Source organism: Haloplanus vescus (assembly GCF_900107665.1).
In the GTDB taxonomy this organism is placed as follows: domain Archaea; phylum Halobacteriota; class Halobacteria; order Halobacteriales; family Haloferacaceae; genus Haloplanus; species Haloplanus vescus.
The window spans coordinates 976,525-989,235 of the sequence record NZ_FNQT01000001.1 but is presented as its reverse complement, the minus strand read 5'-3'; the positions used below and the strand labels follow the sequence as shown (position 1 = coordinate 989,235).

Sequence of the window (12,711 nt, the reverse complement as noted above, 5' to 3'; positions counted from 1 at the left end):
CAGAGAGTGGTATGGACGACCTCGAACAACTCGTGTCGTCGCTGACGCCCCGCGAAGAGAACGACGAGATCAAGCTCTACCAGAACACCGTCTCCGTCGCGTGTCCGGTCTGTGAAGAGCCGTTCGACGACCTCGTGGTGTGCAAGAATCAGGCGACGAGTCTGGAACAGATAGAACCGCTCGACATCTGCGTCACCGTCCACGACGACAGCCCCCTCCTCTTCACCCACAAGCACTGATAGCGTTCATCGTGACTGTTCACCGGCCCGTTACCGACTCGGGCGGCACCGGGCCGGTACTGACTCACGATATTCACGCTGACCCAGCACGTAAGAGGCTCCGCGCCGACGCCGTGGTATGGCACGCGAAGTCACGCACACGGAAACCGGGCCGAAGATAATCACGCCCGACGACATCGACGACGAGAAGGGCGATATTGCCATCTGTCTCTGCGGACTGAGTGAATCGTACCCGTTCTGTGACGGGTCCCACGAGCGCGCCGAGGGCGAAGACCCCGACGAGCGCTACAAGTACGTCGACGGCGAGCGCCGACGGGTGTCGCTGACGTTCGAGGAGTCGGACTCCGACTGACCGCTGTCGCACACCCGAACCGGAAGGCGGCCATCCCGTCGCCGCCGGAAAGTATATGGCTCGCTTTCGTACATATCGCACCAATGGACGCCGAGATTCTCGATGTCGTGACGGAGTGGGAGACCCGTTCCGTCGGGGACGGTGTCGGCGGGCTGTACGAGCTGGCTGACGGCGAGTTCTCCGGCGCCGTCACCGACGACGCGACGTGGGCGTTCGTCCTCAACGGTCGCTTCGTCGGCGTGTTCGACGGCGACGTGCACGACTTCGAGGACGCGTCGCTGACGGCCTACGTCGCCCCCGACGTGTCGCTCCCGCTACTCTACGCCATGCAGGCCGGCGACACCGAGGTCCGGGGGCAGTACTACTCCAACGACACGCCCCTCACGGACATCCACGACACGCTCTCTGCGGGCAGTTTCGTCGGCTACGTCGAACTCTCTGAGAACGTCCTCTCCGGCGATTACTACGTCGTCTACTACGGCGAGCGCTCGCTCCCCGTCGCGTACGTCGGCAACAGCCGTCGGCTGGTCACGGGCGACGAGGCGTTCGACCTCGCCGCGGACGAAGTCGGCATCTACAGCGTCGTCGACGCCTCCATCGAGGTGGTCGACCTCCCCGAGCGACCGGACGACGCCACCGAACCCGTGGGTGGCGCCGTCGCCGCCTCGGCGGACGACTCCGACGACCCGAGCGACGACGAGGACGTGACGGTCGCGTCGTCGGCCGTGTCCGAGACGGCCGAAGACGAGACGCCCGAATCGTCGAGCGAGGACCAGCCCGCAGAGTCGTCAAGCGAGGACGCGCCGTCCACTGCCGACGCCCAGAGCGATACGGCGTCCGAATTCGAGGCGCTCGGTGCGATGAGCGGCGTCGAAGCCGAGTCGGCGCCGACCGAGGACGAGTCGGCCGAAGACGAGGCGGTCGATGCCGACGCGTCCGTCGACGACATGACGGACGACGCGAGCGTGGAATCGGTTGAGACTGACGAGGGCGAAGCCGAAACGGTCGATACCGAGCCGACACCAGATGTCGCCTTCGGCGCGAGCGAGACGAGTGACGAGTCGGCGACCGACGAGGCTGACGCCGCGGACGCCGAAACAGAGGCGGAAACCACCGAGACCGAGGAGACAGTCACCGAGACGGCCGACGACGCAGAGCTCCAACGCCTCCGCGACGAACTTGACGCCGCCCGCGACGCGAAGGCGGACCTCGAAGCGGAGCGCGACCGTCTCGCGGGGGAGCGCGACGAGTTGCGCGCGGAGGTCGACCGCCTGCAGGCCCGAGTCACCGAACTGGAGGCGGAAATCGAGCGCCTGGAAACCGACGAGGAACCGGCCCGGACGCTCGACTCAGCGGAGGCGCTCGCCGGCACCAATCTCTTCGTCCGCTACGAGGACCGGGCCGACGGGACGCTCGAAGACGCCGTCTCGGGGTCGCTCGCACCGGACGACCTCCGACAGAACCTCCGCCTCGACTACCACACGGAGTTCGAGACGGAGAGCGCCCACGTCGACGACCAGCCCTTCGAGACGTTCCTCCGAGCGACGCCGGAGCACCGCTTTACGCAGTGGCTCTTGCTGTCGCTGGCGTCCGAGATTCGGCGCGCCGACGCCCGCACCGAACTGACGAAACTCTACGACGCCATCGAGGACGTGGACCGAATCGACTTCCACGGCACCGTCGACGTGACGCCCGACGACGCGGAAGAATCCGAGGCGGCGCCGACCGAGACGTTCGATGTCGTGTTCCGGGACAAGATGGGAAATTCGGTGTTCGTCGCCGCCTTCGACGACTCACGCGACCCCACGCGGGCGTCACCGATACAGTCGCTGGTCGAGAACGCGAAGCCAGTGAGTGATGCTTTGCCGTCGTTCGCGGCGGCCTTCGCGGTGACGACGAGTTTCTTCGAGGCCGACGCGATGGAGGCCGCCGTCGACGCCACGCGTGGTGGACTGTTCAGTCGAAGTTCGCGCAGAAGCTACGTCAAACGGTCGCGGAAAACCGGCTTCCACCTCTGTCTCGTCGAGGCACGAGACGGGGACTTCTTCCTGACAGTTCCGGAACTCTAACTCTCGATTTTGGACGTCTCTTCGATCTTCATCGAATCGAGTTTCTCGACGATGGAGTCGATTTTCTCGTCGAGTTCGTCGACGAAGTCTGCCGTGTCTTCCGTGGTGATTGCGCCCTGACTCGACGGTTCGATGAGGTTCTCCTCTTCGAGGACGCGAAGCGAGTACCGCACCTTGTGATGCGGGTATCCCGTCTCGTTGGACATCTTCACGATGCCGATGGGTTCGTTACCGATGACCATCTTCAACACCTGGAGGTGTCGTTCGAGCATGTCGACTTCTTTCTCGAGCCTGTCTATCATGACACTTGTTAACTTGTCTTTGCGGGTTTTAAAAGTTGCTGTGCAGCGCCGCGGAGAGGGACCGATGTATTAGAAATGCGGGGGTGAGAGTAGTTAACGCTTCGGGTCGCGGCGGGTTAGACTGGGTTCATGGCCCGTTACGCTGGGGTTTTGGGCCGCGAACGGACTCGGGCACTCTGTGTCGTGCGCGTGACGGTATCGTAATCGGTTTAGCGAGTGGGACGAAATGGGCGGTCGGATATGACTGTCACCATCGTCGGGTCCCAGCTCGGCGACGAGGGCAAGGGTGCCCTCGTCGACCTGTGGGGTGGGAACGCCGACATCGTGGTCCGATATCAGGGCGGGGACAACGCCGGCCACACCGTCGTCGAAGGGGGCGAGGAGTACAAGCTGTCGCTCGTACCCAGCGGCGCCGTCAGAGGCAAGGTCGGTGTCCTCGGCAACGGCTGTGTCGTCAACCCGCGCACGTTGTTCGACGAACTCGACACGCTCCGCGAACGGGGTCTCGACCCCGACGTACGCGTCGCGCGTCGCGCCCACGTCATCATGCCGTACCACCGCGTCCTCGACGGTATCGAGGAGGAAGCGAAGAGCGACGACGACCTCGAAGCCGGGACGACGGGTCGCGGCATCGGCCCCACCTACGAGGACAAGGTCGGTCGGCGCGGCATCCGCGTCGGTGACCTCCTCGACCCCGAGGTCCTGCGCGACCGACTCGAATACGTCGTCCCGCAGAAGCGCGCGGTCGTCGAGGACGTCTTCGGTCTGGAAGCAGGCGAAGAGTTCGACGTTGACGCGCTCCACGAGGAGTTCGCAGAGGTGGGCCGTCGCCTCGACGCGGAGGACATGACTGTGAACGCGGGCGATTTCCTCGGCACCGAACTCGACGACGGGGCGAACCTCCTGTTCGAGGGCGCGCAGGGCACCTCCATCGACATCGACCACGGCATCTACCCCTACGTCACCTCCTCGAACCCGACCGCTGGCGGCGCGTCCACGGGGACCGGCGTCGGCCCGACCGTCGTCGGCCGCGGCGAAGTCGTTGGCATCGTGAAGGCCTACCTCTCCCGGGTGGGGACCGGCCCGCTCCCGACGGAACTCGACGGCGACGACGAGGACCTCGCCGACTACATCCGCGAGAAGGGTGGCGAGTTCGGCACTGTCACCGGCCGCCCGCGCCGCATCGGGTGGCTCGACGTGCCGATGCTCCGACACGCGGCCCGCGTCAGCGGCTTCACCGGTATCGCCGTCAACCACGTCGACGTGCTCGCCGGTCTGGACGAGGTGAAGGTGGGCGACGCCTACGAACTCGACGGCGAGCGACTGGAGACGATGCCCGCGACGACCGAGCGCTGGGCCGAGTGCGACCCGATTCTCAAGGAGTTCGAGCCGTGGCCGGAGGTCGACTGGGCCGCCGTCGCCGACGACGGGTACGACGCCCTCCCGGACGCCGCGCAGACGTATCTCGACTACCTGAGCGACGAAGTCGACGCCCCAATCTACGCCGTCGGCGTCGGTCCCGACCGCGCCGAAACCATCGAACTCGCCGACCCGTTCGAGCGCGACGGATAGCTCGCGACGGACCACGCTTTTACGCTGGCCGCCGAACCGGAGCGCATGCGTCGCCTCACCCGCTACCCCGTCGCCCTCCTCGTCGGTATCGGACTCGCCGCCCTCGCGGCCCGCGTCTCTGGCGCCCACGCTCTTCCAGTGACCGCCGTCGCCATCGTCTACAGTGCCACCACCGCACTCGTCCTCGCTCACTGGGACGACTGGGCTCACCTATCGAGTCGGTCTAGGTCGTCGTCGCGGACGCTCGGGGCCCTCGGGGGCGGCGTCGGCGCCTTCGCGGGGTCGACGTTGCTACAGGTCTCCGTCCCCGTCGGGATGACCGGACTCGGGTTGTACATCTTCGGCATGGCCGTCACCGTCGCGGACGTCTCGCCCATCGCCGACGGCTGAGAAACGGCGCCGACGGCTCTGGTTCGTCGCCGGGATACTCTTTTACCCTCTGCTCGTGGACGTACAGACATGGTGACCACGACTGAGCGAGACGGCATGACGTGGTACGAGTGCGAGACCTGTGGCATGCTGTTCGACGACCGCGACGACGCGAGCCAGCACGAAGAGCACTGTGACGACGACAGCGCCGACCCGTCGTATCTCCAGTAAGCGTCGCTACTTCTCGTCGACCAGTTCGTAGGACTGCTCGCCCCAGTCGTCCTCGACGAAGACGAACACGCGCCCGCGGGCGACCGACAGGTCGGCGTCGACGCGACACCGCATCCCGTCGGGCGTGGCGACGGTCACGCCCGGGAAGACTTCCTCCGCCTCCCCGCTGTCGAGGACGATTCGGCCCACGCCCGTCGACTCCAGAATGTCGTCGTGGGTCTTGCGGTCGTTGACGTACATCATCACGCCCTCGGTCCCCTCGGGGTCCGTGACGAGGACGTGAACTTCCTTGCCCGGGCCGGTGGTGAGCGTCTCCTCGACTTTCTGGGGGGCGCCGCGATACAGCGTCGTCCGCCCGTCGAGATATTCGACCTGTACCCCCGCCTCGAGTAACTCGACCGGGAGCGTACTCGGCGCCACGTCGCTGCGAATGGTCATACGCTACGTATCCGCCGCCGCGGCAAAAGCGTCGCGTCACGCGACCGGTTCGGATGGATACCGTTATCAGGGCGAGGTGTGACGTGCCGGTCGTGTCAGTCTCTCAGCCCACGTGGCGTACCGCGGCGGCGACGGGTCTCGCGTACCTCGTCGCCCTCGGCGCGCTCTTCGTTCTGCTGTTTCTCGGTCCGTCGCTGCTCTCGTAGGCCGCTAAAATTAGACGTCGAAGGTGGACTTACGCGAACGCCCGGGAGGCGGTGTCGGTGTCCGTCTCGGTGGTGATCTTCTCCCACGCGTCCACGAAGTCCTGCATGTAGATTTCGGTGCGCTCGTCGCGGATGGCGAACATCCCCGCTTCGGTGCAGATGGCCTTGATGTCGGCACCGGAGGCGTCGTCGGCCATCTCCGCCAGCTCTTCGAAGTCAACGTCGTCGTCGACGTTCATGTTGCGGGTGTGGATCTTGAAGATGATCTCACGCCCCGCGTGGTCGGGCTTGGGTACCTCGATGAGACGGTCGAATCGGCCGGGGCGCAGGATGGCCGAGTCGAGCATGTCGAAGCGGTTCGTCGCCGCGATGATACGGACGTCGCCGCGCTCCTCGAAGCCGTCCATCTCGGAGAGCAGCTGCATCATCGTCCGCTGGACCTCGGCGTCGCCGGACGTCTTCGAGTCCGTCCGCTTCGAGGCGATGGCGTCGATTTCGTCAATGAACAGGACCGCGGGTTCGTTCTCGCGAGCCACCTCGAAGAGGTCGCGGACGAGTTTCGCCCCCTCGCCGATGAACTTGTGGACGAGCTCGGAGCCGGCCATCTTGATGAAGGTGGCGTCGGTCTGGTTGGCCACCGCCTTGGCGAGCATCGTCTTCCCCGTCCCCGGCGGGCCGTGGAGCAGGACGCCCGACGGCGGGTCGATGCCGACCTCTTGGAACATCTCCGGGCGGTCGAGCGGCATCTCGACCGTCTCGCGGACTTCCTGCATCTGCGCTTCGAGGCCGCCGATGTCCTCGTAGGTCACGTCCGGACTGTGGTCGACCTGCATCACGCGGGCCCGCACGTCCGTCTCCTTGTCGAGGCGTTGGACCACCGACAGCGAGTTGTTGACGGCGACGCGAGCGTCGGGTTCGAGGTCCTCCCGCATCTCATCGGTGACCTCGGTCAGGGCTTCCTGGTTGTTCCCGTGTTGCTTGATGACGACCCCTTCGTCCGTGAGCTCCTGGACCGTCGCGACGAACAGCGGCGACTGCTTGAGCTTCTTGTTCTCATGCGTGAGTCGCTCGAGTTTCTGCTGGTACTTGTTGTTCTCGGCGTTCGCGTCCAGCAGTTCGTCGCGCATCTCGTCGTTCTGGCCCTCGAGCACGTCGAGACGCTCGCGGAGGGCTTCGATTTTTTCCTGCTGCGACGCCGCCTCCTCGTCGTAGGGGAGGTCGACATCGTCCACAGTATCAGTCATTGCTTGCTTTAAGGCGCTGATTCATAAGAGGCTTCGGGTGAACGTGGTGTTCGCCGTCTCTCACCGGCGAAGTATAACTGCAAAACATCAAATTTGATAACAAATATTATTATGCTGTATGCCTCACTAGGAGACAAGATGAGTACGACCGAAACGCTCTCGCGTGACGAGGCGTCGGACCGATGGGCAGACGTGCGTGACCTGCCTCCGAGTGCGAAACTCGTCGCGAAGGTGCTCGACTACAACGACACGCTCAGCCAGAGCCAGTTGGCCGAGGAGACGCTCCTGCCCCCGCGGACCGTTCGCTACGCCCTCACGCGACTGGAAGAGGAAGACGTGGTCGAATCTCGGTTCTCCTTCTCCGACGCGCGCAAGCGCCTCTACTCGCTGAAGATTTAAGGCCGGTCGGGCGGCCTCCCCGTGACGTGTCCGACGACGTTCGCTCCGCGCTCCACGCCCTCGCGACGCCCGACGCGACCGACCCCAGCGACGCCGTTGCCGAGGCCACCGCCGCTCTCGACGACGTTCGCGACGCCGCGGCGTTCGTCGACGACGACGGCCTCGCCCGACTGCGCCGCGCTATCGAGACGGCGGAGCGTCGCGGTGACGACGCTCTCGCACGCCGGGGACGGCAAGCGCTCGAACCACTCGCACGCTGTCGACGCGCGGCCCGTGACCACTTTCGCCCCGGTCACGGAACGGTTTTGGGTGGTGACACGCTACGGTCGGGACGATGACACGGGTGATACACACCGGCGACACCCACGTCGGGTACCGACAGTACCACTCGCCGGAGCGCCGGCAGGATTTCCTTGACGCCTTCGAGTCGGTCGTCGACGACAGCATCGACCACGACGTCGACGCCGTCGTCCACGCCGGCGACCTCTTTCACGACCGCCGCCCCGACCTCCCGGACCTGCTCGGCGTGCTCTCTGCGCTCCGCCGTCTCGACGCTGCCGACATCCCCTTTCTCGCCATCGTCGGCAACCACGAGGCGACCCGCGGCAGCCAGTGGCTCGACCTCTTCTCCGACCTCGGCTTGGCGACGCGTCTCGATTCCGAACCGACGCTCGTCGGTGACACCGCCTTCTACGGCCTCGACCACGTCCCCCAGTCGCGCCGTGACGACCTCGAGTACGATTTCGAGTCGCCGCCGGCCGACGCCGAGGCGACGGCGCTCGTCGGTCACGGCCTGTTCACGCCCTTCGCACACGCAGACTGGGACACCGAGGCGATGCTCGACGCCGCGAGCGTCGACTTCGACGCCGTGTTGCTCGGCGACAACCACGTCCCCGACCGGGCGGAGGTCGACGGCACGTGGGTCACGTACTGCGGGTCGACCGAGCGCGCGAGCGCCGACGAACGCGACCCGCGCGGCTACAACATCGTCGAGTTCGATGCCGCGACCGTCGACATCCGCCGCCGCTCGCTCGACACGCGCCCCTTCGAGTTCATCGACGTCGAACTCTCGGAGGGTGAGGGCGTCGAACGCGTCCTCGACCGCGTTCGCGAGTACGACCTCGCTGACGCCGTCGCGGTGGTGTCGATTACGGGCGACGGCGACCCGGTCACGCCCGCCGCGATAGAGGACGCCGCGCTCGACGAGGGGGCGTTGCTCGCCCGCGTCACCGACCACCGCGCGGTCGGAGGCGACGCCGCCGAACCCGTCGCCGACGTGGACTTCGCCGACCCGGACGCCGCCGTTCGCGAGCGAGTCGGCGAGATGGGCCTCTCATCGCTGGGTCGCCGCCTCGACGAGACGGTTCGGGACGACGCCGTCGCGGACTCGAACGTCCGGGGCCGCGTCGCGTCCGCGGTCAGAGACGCGTTCGACGAGGAAAGTGAGGCCGCCGAGCAGAGCGACGACCGAGACCAGGTGTCGATGGAGGACTTCCTGTGAAGTTCGAGCGCATCCGCCTGCGGAACTTCCGCCCCTACGCCGACGCGGACCTCGAACTGCGCGACGGCGTGACGGTCATCCACGGACTCAACGGGAGTGGGAAGTCGTCGCTCTTGGAGGCGTGTTTCTTCGCGCTCTACGGGTCGACGGCCCTCGAAGGGACACTGGACGACGTGATTTCGAACGGCGAGACGGAGGCCGAAATCGACCTCGACTTCACCCACGCCGGCGCGTCCTATCACGTCCACCGACGCCTCCGTTCCTCGGGCGAGCGGACGACCACCGCCGACTGCGTGCTGGAGGGCCCGGACGTGACCGTCGAGGGCGCGCGAGATGTGCGGGCGTTCGTCGTCGACCTACTCCGGATGGACGCCGAGGCGTTCGTCAACTGCGCGTACGTCCGGCAGGGCGAGGTAAACCAACTCATCAACGCCTCGCCGGCCCAGCGTCAGGACGTCATCGACGATCTCCTGCAGCTCGGCCGACTGGAGGAGTACCGCGACCGGGCGGGCGAGGCGCGACTCGGCATCGAGGACGTGCGCTCGGAGAAGCGGGGCGAGCTCCAGAAGGTGGAGGCACAGATCGAACGGAAAGCGGAGCAGGATCTCTACGCCACGCTCGACGAGTTGGAGTCGTCGCTGACCGAGATCGACGACCAGATAGAGCATTACGAGGCCCAGCGCGAGAAAGCCGAGCAGACGAAAACGGAGGCGGAGTCGGTGCTCGAGGAGTTCGAGCAGAAGCGGGCCGACTTGGAGGCCGTCGAGTCGGACATCGCGGAGTTGGAGGAGGCGATTCGCGAGGCCGAGTCGGAGCGCGAGGAGGTCCGCGAGCGCATCGGTGACGCGCGCGACCAGATGTCCGAGTTGGAGGCCGACATCGACACTCGTCTCGACGCGGCGGGACTGGAGGCCGCGACCGACGACGCCATCGAGACGCGGCGTCGCGACATCGACGACCACGAGGAGCGTCTCCGCGAGGAGCGTTCCGACGCGAAGGCGTCGGCGACGGGCCTGCGGAATCAGGCGACGAACCTCGCCGAGAAGGCCGACGAGTTGGCCGAGCGCGCCGACGAGGCGGAATCGCGGGCTGCGGACCTCCGCGAGGCGGCGATGGCGGCCGAGGACGCCGTGACCGAGTGCGAGGAACGCATCGCGGAAATCGACTCGGAGCGGGAGGACCTGACCGCCCGCCTCGACGCCGCGCCGGTCGACCGCGGCGAGGCGGCGGACCACTTGGCCGACTGTCGCGAGCGCCGCGCGGAGGCACGCGAGCGCGTGACCGAACTGGAGACGCGACTGGAGTCGGCGCGTGACCGGGTCGCCGAGGCGGAAGCCCTCCTCGACGCCGGGAAGTGCCCCGAGTGCGGCCAGCCAGTCGACGGCGCGCCCCACGCCGACCCCGAAGACGACCGCGAGCGGGTGGCCGAGTTAGAGAGCGAACTGTCGGCGGCACGGGAGCGCGTGACCGAACTGGACGAGCGAGTCGAGACGCTCGACGACCTCGTCGAGGCCGAGCGCCGACTGGACGAACTCGACGCCGAGCGTGAGCGACTCGCCGAGCGAGCGGCGGAGAAACGCGCCGACGCCGAGGAGAACCTCGAAGAGGCCGACGAGTACGACGCCGAGGCGGACTCGCTCCGCGAGCAGGCGGCCGAAACCCGCGAGGTCGCCGAGAAGAAACGCGCGGAGGCCGAGGAGTGTGAGGCACGCGTCGACGAGTTGACCGAGGAGCTGTCGACCGTCGAGACGGCGCGCGAACGCCTCGACGCCATCGAGAAACGTCTGGCGCAGGTCGACGACCTCGAAGCCGACATCGAGCGCTTGAGCGAGCGAGCGGAGCGCATCGAGGAGACGAACGACGAACGCCGCGAGCGCCTGTCGGAGAAACGCGAGCGCCGCGACGACCTCGCGGCGGCGGTCGACGAGGACGCCATCGAGGCGGCCCGGACGAACAAGTCCGAGGCCGACGAGTACCTGTCGAATGTCGCTGATGAACTCGACTCGCTGGCCGAACGGCGGGACGAGCTACAGACACGAATTGGGGGTGTCCGAAGCGAAATCGAGGCGCTCGAATCGCTGCACGACGAGCGTGATGCCCTCGCGGAGCGTGTCGAGGCACTCGACGACCTCCACGACGAGGCGACGCGACTGGAGGCCATGTACGGCGACCTGCGCGCGGACCTCCGCCAGCGCAACGTCGAGACGCTCGAACGGCTCCTGAACGAGACCTTCGACCTCGTCTACGGCAACGACGCGTACGCACACCTCCGACTGAATGGGGAGTACGAGCTCTCGGTCGTACAGAAAGACGGGAGCGAACTCGACCCCACGCAGCTGTCGGGCGGGGAGCGTGCCCTGTTCAACCTCAGTCTGCGGTGTGCCATCTATCGCTTGCTGGCCGAGGGCATCGACGGCGCGGCGCCCATGCCGCCGCTCATCCTCGACGAACCGACCGTCTTCCTCGACTCGGGGCACGTCTCTCGGCTCGTCGACTTGGTCACGGAGATGCGTGACCTCGGTGTCGCCCAAATCGTCATCGTCAGCCACGACGAGGAACTCGTCGGCGCGGCCGACGACCTCGTCAGCGTCGAGAAAGACTCCCGGACCAACCGGTCGACGGTGTCACGGTCGGACCCGGCCGCACTCGGCGCGGTCGACCTCGAATCCGAGGCCGACGACTAGTCGTCGGCCCGCAGATGGGTCACGGCGTCGCGGGTCGTCGCCGTCGCGTCGTAGCCGCGTTCGCCGGCGATGCGCGCTTCTTCGACCAACCCTGCGGCTCGAAACTCCGCGAGCAGGCCGTGCAAGTCGCTCTCACAGAGGTCGTAGGAATCGATGAGCGTTCGCACGGCCAGCGGGCCGCGGTCGGCGAGTTCGATGAGGAGACCGAGCGCCCGGTCGTTCGGCGCCGCGGTGAGGACGCGCCGGACCGAGGCCGGAACGGCGCTCGCGGCCGTTTCGAGCGCCGCCGTCTCGTCATCCACCGTGAGGTCGGCGTTCGGCAGGTAGCGCTCCTCTCCGGTGTCGGGGTCGCGGACGAGACTCGACTCCGACGAGCGTTTCACGAGCAGGTAGCGGTCTCCCGCCTCGTCGCGGACGGTTCGCATGCCTGCTCGAAGCCGGGCCGAGCGGTTAGGCGTTCCGTTCGTCGTCTTGGTGTCGCTCGAAGGCACGGTAGTGTTGGTAGACACGGAACAGCATGATGGCGCCGAGTACGGCAGCGGCGGCGCCGACGGTCCACCACCCACGAAAGTACGCGACCATCGGCCCGACGGTGAGCGCGAAGATGGCCACGTTCGTGAGGAAGACGCTCCGCCAGAACGTCTCCTTCACCTCGGGGTCGGCGTCCGACTCGTCGACGTCGACGGAGGGGGTCTTGGGCAGGTCGTGTTCGGGGTTGCCCAACTGCGGCGTCGCGTCGGTGTCGTCGGGCTCGTCGAACGGGTCGAGCACGCTCGGGGAGAGCCGACGCGACGGCAAAAGGATTCGTGTTGCGCCGCTACTACGCCAAGTCGCGAATCGACACGGCGGCGGACGACTCCACCCACGCGAGCGGGTTCTCCGCGTCGTACAGTACCGTCCCGTCCTCGACTTCGTACGCCTCGACGGTGTCGATACCGTCGTGCTCCGGACGCTCGGCGTCCGTACTGTCCCACCGGCTTGCGTCGACGTGGTCGGACATCGTCAGAAATGTGGTAGTAGGTCACACGGTATATGTCTTGCCGTCGGGGCAGCGCTTCGCGGTCGGAGTGGCGGGGTTTTTACCGGGGTGCGCCGAAGGAAGCGC

Annotated in this window: 15 protein-coding genes and 1 pseudogene; 10 read left to right on the top strand and 6 right to left on the bottom strand. The window is 66.7% G+C overall.

The window, feature by feature from the left end; genetic code table 11:
• Window positions 1-11: 11 nt before the first annotated feature.
• From BLU18_RS05270 to BLU18_RS05260, 3 genes are all read left to right on the top strand, one after another.
• Window positions 12-239, top strand: a complete 228-nt coding sequence (locus BLU18_RS05270; protein WP_092632577.1) for a DUF7385 family protein — start codon at window positions 12-14, stop codon at window positions 237-239.
• A 118-nt stretch (window positions 240-357) separates the two neighbouring features.
• Window positions 358-591, top strand: coding sequence for a CDGSH iron-sulfur domain-containing protein (locus BLU18_RS05265; protein WP_092632574.1), 234 nt, complete (start codon window positions 358-360; stop codon window positions 589-591).
• Window positions 592-674: 83 nt separating this feature from the next.
• Complete coding sequence (locus tag BLU18_RS05260) at window positions 675-2,660, top strand: DUF7527 domain-containing protein (protein WP_092632570.1); 1,986 nt, start codon at window positions 675-677, stop codon at window positions 2,658-2,660.
• Here the strand turns inward: BLU18_RS05260 and BLU18_RS05255 are convergent.
• Window positions 2,657-2,962: a hypothetical protein gene (locus BLU18_RS05255; RefSeq protein WP_092632567.1), complete on the bottom strand. Its 306-nt coding sequence runs from the start codon at window positions 2,960-2,962 to the stop codon at window positions 2,657-2,659. The two genes, BLU18_RS05260 and BLU18_RS05255, sit on opposite strands and share 4 nt — an antisense overlap.
• Window positions 2,963-3,202: 240 nt before the next feature.
• Between BLU18_RS05255 and BLU18_RS05250 the strand changes: the two genes are divergently transcribed.
• The 3 genes from BLU18_RS05250 (at window position 3,203) to BLU18_RS14770 (ending at window position 5,134) form a co-directional block, all read left to right on the top strand.
• Window positions 3,203-4,534: an adenylosuccinate synthase gene (locus tag BLU18_RS05250; protein WP_092632564.1), complete on the top strand. Its 1,332-nt coding sequence runs from the start codon at window positions 3,203-3,205 to the stop codon at window positions 4,532-4,534.
• Window positions 4,535-4,579: 45 nt separating this feature from the next.
• Window positions 4,580-4,924, top strand: a complete 345-nt coding sequence (locus tag BLU18_RS05245; RefSeq protein ID WP_092632559.1) for a DUF8153 family protein — start codon at window positions 4,580-4,582, stop codon at window positions 4,922-4,924.
• Between the two features lie 69 nt (window positions 4,925-4,993).
• Window positions 4,994-5,134: a DUF7128 family protein gene (locus BLU18_RS14770; RefSeq protein ID WP_176791179.1), complete on the top strand. Its 141-nt coding sequence runs from the start codon at window positions 4,994-4,996 to the stop codon at window positions 5,132-5,134.
• A 6-nt stretch (window positions 5,135-5,140) separates the two neighbouring features.
• Here BLU18_RS14770 and BLU18_RS05240 read toward each other — a convergent pair whose 3' ends face one another.
• Both BLU18_RS05240 and pan1 read right to left on the bottom strand, forming a co-directional pair.
• The gene (locus BLU18_RS05240) at window positions 5,141-5,572 is read right to left on the bottom strand and encodes a DUF5796 family protein (protein WP_092632556.1); all 432 of its coding nucleotides are present in this window, start codon (window positions 5,570-5,572) and stop codon (window positions 5,141-5,143) included.
• Window positions 5,573-5,807: 235 nt separating this feature from the next.
• Window positions 5,808-7,022 (bottom strand): proteasome-activating nucleotidase Pan1, encoded by a 1,215-nt coding sequence (pan1, locus tag BLU18_RS05235; protein ID WP_092632552.1) that lies wholly within the window; start codon window positions 7,020-7,022, stop codon window positions 5,808-5,810.
• 138 nt (window positions 7,023-7,160) lie between these two features.
• On the opposite strand from pan1, the gene BLU18_RS05230 reads away from it, so the two are divergent.
• From BLU18_RS05230 to rad50, 4 genes and pseudogenes are all read left to right on the top strand, one after another.
• Window positions 7,161-7,421: a MarR family transcriptional regulator gene (locus tag BLU18_RS05230; RefSeq protein ID WP_092632549.1), complete on the top strand. Its 261-nt coding sequence runs from the start codon at window positions 7,161-7,163 to the stop codon at window positions 7,419-7,421.
• 26 nt (window positions 7,422-7,447) lie between these two features.
• Window positions 7,448-7,759 (top strand): DUF7966 family protein, encoded by a 312-nt coding sequence (locus BLU18_RS14765; RefSeq protein ID WP_092632546.1) that lies wholly within the window; start codon window positions 7,448-7,450, stop codon window positions 7,757-7,759.
• Window positions 7,756-8,913 (top strand): annotated as a pseudogene (gene mre11, locus BLU18_RS05220) (DNA double-strand break repair protein Mre11); the annotation flags it as partial. The gene BLU18_RS14765 and the pseudogene mre11, both read left to right, overlap by 4 nt.
• A gap of 5 nt (window positions 8,914-8,918) precedes the next feature.
• The gene (rad50, locus tag BLU18_RS05215; protein WP_092632540.1) at window positions 8,919-11,606 is read left to right on the top strand and encodes a DNA double-strand break repair ATPase Rad50; all 2,688 of its coding nucleotides are present in this window, start codon (window positions 8,919-8,921) and stop codon (window positions 11,604-11,606) included.
• On the opposite strand, the gene BLU18_RS05210 is transcribed toward rad50, so the two are convergent.
• Genes BLU18_RS05210 through BLU18_RS05200 form a run of 3 tightly spaced genes read right to left on the bottom strand, consistent with a single transcriptional unit; the run spans window position 11,603 to window position 12,606 of the window.
• Entirely contained in the window at window positions 11,603-12,031 is a 429-nt protein-coding gene (locus BLU18_RS05210; RefSeq protein ID WP_092632537.1) for a DUF7346 family protein, read from the bottom strand. The two genes, rad50 and BLU18_RS05210, sit on opposite strands and share 4 nt — an antisense overlap.
• Window positions 12,032-12,056: 25 nt before the next feature.
• Entirely contained in the window at window positions 12,057-12,377 is a 321-nt protein-coding gene (locus BLU18_RS05205) for a DUF7322 domain-containing protein (RefSeq protein WP_092632534.1), read from the bottom strand.
• Window positions 12,378-12,426: 49 nt separating this feature from the next.
• Window positions 12,427-12,606: a DUF7331 family protein gene (locus tag BLU18_RS05200; protein WP_092632531.1), complete on the bottom strand. Its 180-nt coding sequence runs from the start codon at window positions 12,604-12,606 to the stop codon at window positions 12,427-12,429.
• Between the last annotated feature and the right edge of the window lie 105 nt (window positions 12,607-12,711).

Coding starts and splice junctions, on each gene's coding strand:
- BLU18_RS05250 (WP_092632564.1), top strand. CDS start 3,203: ATGACTGTCACCATCGTCGGGTCCCAGCTCGGCGACGAGGGCAAGGGT.
- BLU18_RS05210 (WP_092632537.1), bottom strand. CDS start 12,031: ATGCGAACCGTCCGCGACGAGGCGGGAGACCGCTACCTGCTCGTGAAA.
- pan1 (WP_092632552.1), bottom strand. CDS start 7,022: ATGACTGATACTGTGGACGATGTCGACCTCCCCTACGACGAGGAGGCG.
- BLU18_RS14770 (WP_176791179.1), top strand. CDS start 4,994: ATGGTGACCACGACTGAGCGAGACGGCATGACGTGGTACGAGTGCGAG.
- BLU18_RS05270 (WP_092632577.1), top strand. CDS start 12: ATGGACGACCTCGAACAACTCGTGTCGTCGCTGACGCCCCGCGAAGAG.
- BLU18_RS05265 (WP_092632574.1), top strand. CDS start 358: ATGGCACGCGAAGTCACGCACACGGAAACCGGGCCGAAGATAATCACG.
- BLU18_RS05230 (WP_092632549.1), top strand. CDS start 7,161: ATGAGTACGACCGAAACGCTCTCGCGTGACGAGGCGTCGGACCGATGG.
- BLU18_RS05255 (WP_092632567.1), bottom strand. CDS start 2,962: ATGATAGACAGGCTCGAGAAAGAAGTCGACATGCTCGAACGACACCTC.
- BLU18_RS05260 (WP_092632570.1), top strand. CDS start 675: ATGGACGCCGAGATTCTCGATGTCGTGACGGAGTGGGAGACCCGTTCC.
- BLU18_RS05240 (WP_092632556.1), bottom strand. CDS start 5,572: ATGACCATTCGCAGCGACGTGGCGCCGAGTACGCTCCCGGTCGAGTTA.
- BLU18_RS05200 (WP_092632531.1), bottom strand. CDS start 12,606: ATGTCCGACCACGTCGACGCAAGCCGGTGGGACAGTACGGACGCCGAG.
- BLU18_RS05245 (WP_092632559.1), top strand. CDS start 4,580: ATGCGTCGCCTCACCCGCTACCCCGTCGCCCTCCTCGTCGGTATCGGA.